This is a genomic window from Clostridium sp. D53t1_180928_C8 (genome assembly GCF_015667795.1).
GTDB lineage: Bacteria > Bacillota > Clostridia > Clostridiales > Clostridiaceae > Clostridium.
This window is the reverse complement of record NZ_JADPEL010000078.1, coordinates 1-9574: the sequence shown is the minus strand read 5'-3', so window position 1 is coordinate 9574 and position 9574 is coordinate 1. Positions and strand designations below refer to the sequence as shown.

At 30.9% G+C, this 9574-nt stretch carries 10 protein-coding genes; 9 read left to right on the top strand and 1 reads right to left on the bottom strand.

Annotation, left to right across the window (positions count from 1 at the left end):
* Window positions 1-115: 115 nt before the first annotated feature.
* Window positions 116-907: a DeoR/GlpR family DNA-binding transcription regulator gene (locus tag I4V51_RS19800; RefSeq protein WP_195990162.1), complete on the bottom strand. Its 792-nt coding sequence runs from the start codon at window positions 905-907 to the stop codon at window positions 116-118.
* Window positions 908-1160: 253 nt separating this feature from the next.
* Here I4V51_RS19800 and ulaG point away from each other — a divergent pair, with 253 nt between their 5' ends.
* The 9 genes from ulaG (at window position 1161) to fsa (ending at window position 9523) form a co-directional block, all read left to right on the top strand.
* Window positions 1161-2225: an L-ascorbate 6-phosphate lactonase gene (gene ulaG, locus I4V51_RS19795; protein ID WP_195990161.1), complete on the top strand. Its 1065-nt coding sequence runs from the start codon at window positions 1161-1163 to the stop codon at window positions 2223-2225.
* 81 nt (window positions 2226-2306) lie between these two features.
* Window positions 2307-2741 carry a PTS sugar transporter subunit IIA gene (locus I4V51_RS19790; RefSeq protein ID WP_195990160.1) on the top strand — a complete coding sequence of 145 codons (435 nt, stop codon included), beginning with the start codon at window positions 2307-2309 and terminating at the stop codon, window positions 2739-2741.
* Window positions 2742-2774: 33 nt separating this feature from the next.
* Entirely contained in the window at window positions 2775-4259 is a 1485-nt protein-coding gene (locus I4V51_RS19785; RefSeq protein ID WP_195990159.1) for a PTS ascorbate transporter subunit IIC, read from the top strand.
* 45 nt (window positions 4260-4304) lie between these two features.
* Window positions 4305-5342: a hypothetical protein gene (locus I4V51_RS19780; RefSeq protein WP_195990158.1), complete on the top strand. Its 1038-nt coding sequence runs from the start codon at window positions 4305-4307 to the stop codon at window positions 5340-5342.
* Between the two features lie 74 nt (window positions 5343-5416).
* Complete coding sequence (gene araD, locus I4V51_RS19775) at window positions 5417-6106, top strand: L-ribulose-5-phosphate 4-epimerase (protein WP_195990157.1); 690 nt, start codon at window positions 5417-5419, stop codon at window positions 6104-6106.
* A gap of 19 nt (window positions 6107-6125) precedes the next feature.
* A complete protein-coding gene (locus tag I4V51_RS19770; RefSeq protein WP_195990156.1) occupies window positions 6126-6962 on the top strand; it encodes an L-ribulose-5-phosphate 3-epimerase in 837 nt (278 codons plus the stop codon).
* Window positions 6963-7022: 60 nt separating this feature from the next.
* Window positions 7023-7829 (top strand): transketolase, encoded by an 807-nt coding sequence (locus I4V51_RS19765; protein WP_195990155.1) that lies wholly within the window; start codon window positions 7023-7025, stop codon window positions 7827-7829.
* Between the two features lie 17 nt (window positions 7830-7846).
* A complete protein-coding gene (locus I4V51_RS19760) occupies window positions 7847-8773 on the top strand; it encodes a transketolase family protein (protein ID WP_195990154.1) in 927 nt (308 codons plus the stop codon).
* Between the two features lie 99 nt (window positions 8774-8872).
* Complete coding sequence (gene fsa, locus I4V51_RS19755; protein ID WP_195990153.1) at window positions 8873-9523, top strand: fructose-6-phosphate aldolase; 651 nt, start codon at window positions 8873-8875, stop codon at window positions 9521-9523.
* Window positions 9524-9574 lie beyond the last annotated feature (51 nt).

Here is a 9574-nt window from a genome sequence, read left to right as displayed (position 1 = left end):
ACTCCTAACGTTATAAATCTATTATAAATAGAAAAACCCTATAGGGTAGACTTTTTTTATCATGTCTACTCTATAGGGTACATTTTATTATATGCATAACTTTTTATTTGTTTCGCTATTTATCATAATCAACTATTGATACATCAATTCCAACGTTTCTAAACTTTAGGACATTTTCGTTTGATACATCAGAATCAGTTATTAAATGTGAGATTTTATCAATATCTCCACTAGAAAAATTAGAGTGTCTTCCTATTTTAGAACTATCAGTTACTATATAAACAGGTCCAATTGAATGATTAATCATTTCTTTATTCACTAAAGTTTCTTGAAGAACAGATGTGGTTATACCACAGTCAAATTCTATTCCGCTAACGCCTAAAAAACATTTAGAAGCAGAGATCTTTGATAAGATAAATGTAGCAAAGTCTCCAATCATAGATTGTTTTCTTCCATATACTTGACCACCTGTTAAAACTAAATCTATATTAGGTGGAAGTGGTACTTGCAAAGCTTTCCCATTATTTGTAACAACTACAACACGTTTTTTTTCTAAATATTCTAGTATTAACAAAGCTGTAGAGCTGGTGTTTATAAAAATTGTATCTCCATCATTTATAAGACTAGCAGCATATTTAGCTATAGCATGCTTTTGTTTTATAAAATCTGTTGGAACATCTAAATTAGCTTCAATTAATGATGGTTCATTTATTAAGGTTGCTCCACCATAGTATCTTTTTACTAATCCTTCTTCTTCTAATACTTGTAAATCTCTACGTATTGTTAATGGTGATGTATGTAATAACTCTGCTAATTCTTCATTTTTAACAGTTTTATTATTTTTAAGAATATTTAAAATTTCATCTCTTCGTTTAGAAACCATACTTTGAGTTTTTTTTGGTTTCATTTTTAATTTCCTCCTTTCTTAAAATTTCTATAAGATATCCAATAATTAATAAATATTTTATTGATTACTTTAATTATAAACAAAATGTTCAAATCGTTCAATAGTTAAAAGTGCAAAAAAAGAAAAAGTTCAAAAAGCACTTGAACTGTATGAATGTTTGATGTATTATTAACTTGTAAACAGGCAAAAGGTTCTAAAAAACGAATAAGAAGTTCAAAACGTTCAAAATAAAAGGTATCAGGGGGAATAGAAAATGTCACAAGTAGAAAATATAACAAGAGAATCATGGATTTTAAATACTTTTCCAGAATGGGGAACTTGGTTAAATGAAGAAATCGAACACGAAGATGTTAAACCAGGAACTTTCTCAATGTGGTGGTTAGGATGTACAGGAATTTGGGTTAAATCAGAAGGTGGGACAAACATCTGTGTTGACTTCTGGTGTGGAAGTGGTAAGAAAACTAAAAAGAATCCATATATAAATCCAGAACATCAAATGGCTAGAATGTGTGGAGGAAAGAAACTTCAACCAAATTTAAGAGTTGCACCTTTCGTATTAGATCCATTTGGAATTAGAAAAATTGATGCTGTATTATCAACACATGATCATAACGATCATATTGATGTAAATGTTGCTGCAGCAGTAATGCAAAATTGCGATTCAAATGTTCCATTTATAGGACCACAAGCTTGTGTTGATAAATGGAGAGAATGGGGAGTTCCAGCAGAAAGATGTATAGTTATGAAACCAGGTGATTCTGTGAAGGTTGGAGATATTGAAATTTTAGCTTTAGAAGCATTTGATAGAACAGCTTTAATTACAGCACCTCCATCAGGAGATTTAAGAGGAACAATGCCAATAGATATGGATATTAAGGCAGTTAATTACTTAATAAAAACTCCAGGTGGAAATTTATATCATAGTGGAGATTCACACTATTCAAATTATTATGCGAAACATGGAAATGACCATAAAATTGATGTCGCTTTAGGATCTTATGGTGAAAATCCAAGAGGAATTACAGACAAGATGACTTCAGTTGATATATTAAGAATGGCTGAATCATTAAATACTAAGGTTGTAATTCCATTCCACCATGATATATGGTCAAACTTCCAAGCAGATACAAATGAAATATTAACATTGTTTGAAATGAAAAAGAACAGATTACAATATAAGTTTAAACCATTTATTTGGCAAGTTGGTGGAAAATTTACTTTCCCAACAGATAAAGATAATATAGAGTACCACTACCCAAGAGGATTTGATGATTGCTTCACTGAAGAAATCAATTTACCATACAAATCATTCTTGTAAAATATTCCTAGTTCTAGCTAGAGTTTTTTCTCTAGCTAGATTCTAAAAATATATTGAGTTTTGATTAAAGGGGAGAAATTTATGTTAAAAGAAATTATAGAGAAAAATAGATATTCATTTCATAAAAGATTTGATAATTGGGAAGATGCAGTAAAGGCTTCATGTAAAACTTTAATAGACGAAGGTGCCATTGAAGCAGAGTATGCTGATTCAATAATTTCAAGTATAAAAAAATTTGGACCTTATATAGTAATAGCACCTAACATATGCATACCACATGCACAAGAAGGAAATGGGGTAAATGAAACTGCTGTATGTTTTATGAGAACAGAAGAACCAGTACATTTTAGTGATGATCCAGAGCATGATGCAAGATTGTTTTTTGTACTAGCATCTACCGATAATGAGCGTCATATGCAAAACTTAGTTAATATGGTTGGATTAATTGAAGAAGAAAGTATAGTTGGAAAATTAATTAATTCAAGATCAGTTGAGGATTTAAAAGCAATTATTTAATAAATTTTATTTATAAATTTAGGGGGTATTAATATGAATTTTTTAATATCAATTTGGCAATTTTTTGAGGTTAATATCTTAACAAATCCAGCGTTTTTCATAGGATTAATTGTTTTCTTAGGATATGTATTATTAAAGAGGCCAATTTATGAGGCATTTGCAGGTTTTGTAAAAGCTACAGTTGGATACTTAATACTTAATGTTGCTGCAAGTGGATTAGTTAGTAACTTTAGGCCGATATTAGCAGGGTTAAAAGATAGGTTTAATTTAACAGCAGCAGTAATAGATCCATATTTTGGGCAAACAGCAGCACAATCAGCGATTGAAAATGCAGGTAAATCTTTCTCAATGATGATGATAGTTTTATTAATTGCATTCATGATAAACATAGTATTAGTTCTATTTAGAAAATACACAAAAATTAGAACAGTATTTATAACAGGTCACATAATGGTTCAACAATCAGCTACAGCTTTATGGATTATATTTTTCTGTTTCCCAGAATCAGTTAATTCAACAGTAGTAGCTATGTTAGGAGTATTACTAGGAATATATTGGGCAGTGTCAGCAAATCTTACAGTTGAACCTTGTCAAGAGTTAACTGAAGGTGGCGGCTTTGCTATTGGGCATCAACAAATGTTTGGTGTTTGGTTAACTGATAAAATTGCAGGAAAAGTAGGTAATAAAGAAAAATCAATTGAAGATCTTAAACTTCCAGGATTCCTATCAATATTTAGTGATAATGTTGTTGCAACTGGTACATTAATGATGGTTTTCTTTGGGATAATCATAGGTATATTAGGAAAAGATTTAATGCTTACTATAGATTCAAGCTTTAAACCACAAACTAATTTCGCATTTTATATAATTGAAAAATCATTATACTTTGCAGTTTATTTAAGTATATTACAACTTGGAGTAAGAATGTTCGTATCAGAACTTACTGAATCATTCCAAGGTATTTCAAATAAGATTTTACCAGGATCAGTTCCAGCTGTTGACTGTGCAGCAGTTTATGGATTTGGGCATGCTAATGCAGTAACAATAGGATTCTTATTTGGTGCATTAGGACAATTTATTACAATAATCGGATTAGTTGTATTTAAGAGTCCTGTACTAATAATCTCAGGATTCGTACCTCTTTTCTTTGATAATGCAACATTTGCAGTATTTGCAAATAGAAAAGGTGGATTAAAAGCAGCAATGATAATACCATTTGTATCTGGAGTTATTCAAGTTCTAGGTGGTGCATTTGCAGCAAGTTATTTCCAATTAGCTCAATATGGTGGTTGGCATGGAAACTTTGATTTTGCAACATTATGGCCAGTAATTGGAGTATTAATGAATAATTTTAAATATGTAGGTTTTGCACTTGTAGTAGTTGCATTACTTGCAATACCACAAATTCAATACTTAAAGAATAAAAAAGGTTACTTTAAGATAGTTGAAGATTATGATGGATATTTACAAGATAAAGAAGAAGCTCAAGTAGGAGAAGTAGATTTAGCAGAAATATAAGTTTATTTAAAGTAATAAAGAAATAAGTAATGGGGTGGAGAAAAGATGAAAATTGAAAAGAAGTTTTTAACAAATTTATTTAGATGTTATGCAACTAGTAGTACTGTTGTTAATGGTGAAAGAATTATATTATTAGCAACTGAAGGAGAAGGAGCTTGTTATAGCTATTCAGGAGAAGAGTTTAAACAAAATACAGTTTGGGATGGACCAGGTGGAACTATGTCAATGGTATCTGTACCAGGGAAAAATGGTGATTTTTTAGCAGTGCAAAATTTCTTCCCAACTTTCCAATCAGAAAATGCAACTATAGTATGGTCAAAGCCAAATGAGGATGGAAATTGGGAAACAAAGACACTATTTAAATTACCATATGTTCATAGATTTGATATTTTACAAGCTAATGGTAAAAATTATTTCTTAGGTGCAACACTTTGTACAACAAAAGAATTTAAAGATGACTGGTCAAATCCAGGGAAAATTTATGTAGGAGAAATTCCAGATGATTTAAATGAACCTATTAAATTAACAGTAATTAAAGAAGGATTAACAAAAAATCATGGTTACTGTAGAACTACTTGGGAAAATAAAATGGCTGGATTAGTGACTTGTCAAGAAGGGGTATTTGTAGTAACTCCTCCTCAAGCTGAAGGTACAGAATGGACAATTAAACAAATTATGAATAAACCAGTAAGTGATATTGCTGTAGTAGATATTGATGAAGATGGTGAAGATGAATTAATAACAATTGAGGAATTCCATGGTGGAAATTTCATAATAAATAAAAAGATAAATGGAGAATATAAAGAAATTTATAAGTATCCAAAAGAAATGGACTTTGGACATGTAGTTTGGGGCGGAAAATTAAGAGGTATACCAACTATTATTGGTGGATATAGAAGAGTAGAAAAGGAATTATTTATTATTCAATGTGAAGATAAGAAAAATCTTACATTTAAAATAGAGGTTATTGAATCTGGTGTAGGACCAAGTAATGTTGCGGTAATAAATGAAAAAGATAGAGATATTATAATTTCTGCTAATAGAGAATTAGGTGAAGCAGCATTATATTTTGTAACTGATTAGTAAAAGTGAGTATGGGTTTTAGCCTATACTCAAATTTTAATGAAAGATTTGAATTGGTATAGGAGGAAGCTAGTATGTTAGAGGAATTAAAAAAGCAAGTATATGAAGCAAATATGTTATTACCTAAATATAATTTAGTTACATTCACATGGGGAAATGTTTCAGCCATAGATAGAGAAAAGGGGCTTATAGTAATTAAGCCATCAGGTGTTGAATATGACCAAATGACTCCAGATGATATGGTTGTAGTTGATCTTGATGGAAATGTTGTAGAAGGAAAATATAAACCATCATCAGATACACCAACTCATGTTAAGTTATATAATGATTTTTATAATATTGGTGGAATTGTTCATACACATTCAAGATGGGCAACTATTTTTTCGCAAGCAGGAAGACCAATAAAAGCATATGGAACTACCCAAGCTGATTATTTTTATAATGAAATTCCTTGTACAAGAGATATGACAAAGGTTGAGATTGGATCAAATTATGAATATAACACTGGTGGAGTTATAGTTGAAGCATTTAAGCATTTAAATCCAACTCAAGTTCCAGCTGTATTAGTTAAAAATCATGGACCATTTGCATGGGGAAAAGATGCTCTTGAAGCAGTTCATAATGCTGTAGTTTTAGAAGAAGTAGCAATGATGGCTTGGAATACTGAAGTATTAACTCGATATGAAATTGAATCTATGCCACAAGAATTAATGGATAAACATTTTATGAGAAAGCATGGGCCAAATGCTTATTATGGACAATAATAAGAGAGGAACTGATAGAATGAAAAGATATACATTAGGTTTATATGAAAAATCAATGCCAAATAATTTAAGCTTTGCAGAAAAATTATTATGTACAAAAGAATGTGGATTTGATTATTTAGAAATAAGTATAGATGAGACTGATGAAAAATTAGCAAGATTAGATATGAGCAAAGAAGAAAGAAAGTATCTAGTTGATGTTATGGCAGTTTGTGGAGTTCCAATAAGAACAATGTGTTTAAGTGGTCATAGAAAATATCCATTAGGAAGCCTAGATGAAGAAACTAGATCTAGAGGAATGGATATTATGAAAAAAGCTATAGATTTAGCAGATGATCTGGGAATTAGAGTAATACAAATTGCTGGATATGATGTTTATTACGAAGAAGGTAATCATAAAACTAAGAAGTATTTTGAAGAAAATTTAAGAAAATCTGTAGAGTATGCTGCAGAAAAAGGAGTAATTCTTGCTTTTGAAACTATGGAAACAGAGTTTATGAATACTGTTGAAAAGGCAATGGAATATGTTAAGTTAATAGATTCACCATATCTTCAAGTATATCCTGATTGTGGAAATGTTACTAATGCTGCATTAGATTATAATACAACAGCTTTTGATGATTTTAAAACTGGAAAAGGTCACATAGCAGCAGTACATTTAAAGGAAACTATACCAGGAAAGTTTAGAGAAATTCCTTTCGGTACAGGACATGTAAATTTTGAGAAGATTATTGAAACTTCATGGGAGTTAGGTGTAAGACGATTTACTTTAGAGTTCTGGTATGTAGGTAATGAAGACTGGAAAGATGTTATTAAGTTTAATAAGAGATTTATTGAAGGAAAATTTGCAGCTTAATATTTCTTAGGTGCCGAAGGGGGTAACCCTGGAACAAAAAAATAAGGGTTGGTGAGATAAATGAATAAGGAAATTTTAATCAAGGCTTCCAAGGAAGTTAGAAAAGATATTATAGAAATGCTTTATGAATCAAAATCTGGACATCCGGGAGGATCACTATCATGTGCAGATATAATGACTTATTTATATTTTGAAAAAATGAATATTAATGTAGAAAATCCAAAGGATGAAAATAGAGATAGATTTGTAATGAGTAAAGGGCATGCAGCACCGGCATTATATGCTGTACTTGCTGAAAAAGGATTTTTCCCTAAGCATGAATTAATGAATCTAAGAAAAATTGGGGCTATGCTTCAAGGACACCCAGATTCAAAAAACATACCTGGAGTAGATGTTTCAACAGGATCATTAGGACAAGGAATATCTAATGCTGTAGGAATGGCATTAGGACTTAAACATAAAAATAGCCAAGCTAAGATTTATGTTGTTTTAGGAGATGGAGAAATTCAAGAAGGTTTAGTATGGGAAGCGTTAATGGCAGCAGGGCACTATAAATTAGATAATTTAGTTGCTATCTTAGATTATAACGGACTTCAAATTGATGGTAAAAATGAAGAAGTAATGACTATTAGCCCTGTAGATAAAAAAATTGAAAGTTTTGGATGGAATGTAGTGGCTTGTGATGGGCATGACTATGAGGAGATAGATAGAGCTTTTGGAGAAACAGTAGAAGGAAAACCAACCATGATAATTGCTAAAACAGTAAAAGGTAAAGGCGTAAGCTTTATGGAAAATGAAGCAGGATGGCATGGACAAGCTCCTAATTTAGCACAAAAAGAAGTAGCATTAGTTGAGTTAAGTAAATAGAAAGGGTGGAATTTAATATGGGTAAGGCAACAAGAGAGTCATATGGAATGGCGTTAGTTGAATTAGGGAAGGAAAATGAAAATATAGTTGTATTAGATGCAGACCTTTCTAAATCAACAAAAACAGCTGACTTTAAAAAATTGTATAACAATAGATTTTTTAATGCTGGTATAGCAGAACAAAATTTAATGGGAATGGCAGCAGGGCTTGCTAATGTAGGATTCGTCCCTTTTGCTAGTACATTTGCAGTATTTGCAAGCGGGAGAGCTTTCGAAATAATAAGAAATTCAATTTGTTATCCAAAAGCTAACGTTAAAATAGCTGCAACTCATGCTGGTATAACAGTAGGAGAAGATGGTGGTTCACATCAATCTATAGAAGATATAGCTTTAATGAATTCTCTTCCAAACATGACGGTTATAGTTCCAGCTGATCATAGAGAAGCTATGCAGGCTACAAAGGCAGCAGCTGAAATGTATGGTCCAGTATATTTAAGATTTGGAAGATGTAATACTGATGATATATTTGATGAAAATTATAAATTCGAAATTGGTAAGGGTGTTGAACTTAAATCAGGTAATGATATAACTGTAATTGCTACAGGGATGATGGTTTCAAAGGCATTAGAAGCTGCAAAAGAACTAGAATTAGACGGAATTTCAGTTAGAGTTATTAATATGTCTACAATTAAGCCAATTGATAGAGAAATAATAATTAAAGCTGCAAAGGAAACAAAGGCAATAATTACAGCTGAAGAGCATTCAATTATAGGTGGACTTGGTGCAATGGTTTCAAGTGTAGTTTGTGATAAGTGTCCAACAAGAGTAAGAATGATTGGAGTTAAAGATGTATTTGGGCAATCAGGAACTCCTGATGAATTAATGGAAAAATATAATTTAACTTCTGAAGAGATAATTAAAGAAGTAAAGGGATTAGTAATGTAGCAATATATTGTTTAAATAAAATTATTAAGATTATAAATAAAAGTTTAAATATAGGTATCTTTTATAAAATATAAAAAAGAGGTGAAAAGGGGAAGAGTTATGAAAATATTTGTAGATACAGCTAATATAGAAGAAATAAGAAAGGCTAATGACCTTGGAGTTATTTGCGGTGTTACTACTAATCCATCATTAATTGCAAGAGAAGGAAGAGATTTAAAAGAAGTTATAAATGAAATTTGCTCAATTGTTGATGGTCCAGTAAGTGCAGAGGTTATGAGTCTAAAAGCTCCTGAAATGATTGAAGAAGGAATTAAGTTAGCAGAAATGCATAAAAATATTGTTATTAAAATTCCTATGTGTGAAGAAGGATTAAAAGCTGTTAAAGGATTATCAGCAAGAGGAGTTAAAACAAATGTTACTTTAGTGTTCTCGCCTGTACAAGCTTTATTAGCAGCAAGAGCAGGAGCAACTTATGTAAGTCCTTTCTTAGGTAGATTAGATGATATAGGAAATCCAGGAATTGATGTTATTAGTCAAATAGCAGAAATGTTTAAGATTCATGGAATTACAACAGAAATAATATCTGCAAGCGTTAGAAATCCAATGCATGTATTAGATGCAGCTTTAGCAGGGTCAGACATTGCAACAATTCCTTATGGAGTTATAACTCAAATGGTTAAACATTCATTAACTGATATTGGAATACAAAAATTTGTTGATGATTATGAAAAAGCATTTGGAAATAAGTAATTTATAAGACTACCCGTTTATATTTTAATGTATATAGTAAATTATTAGAAA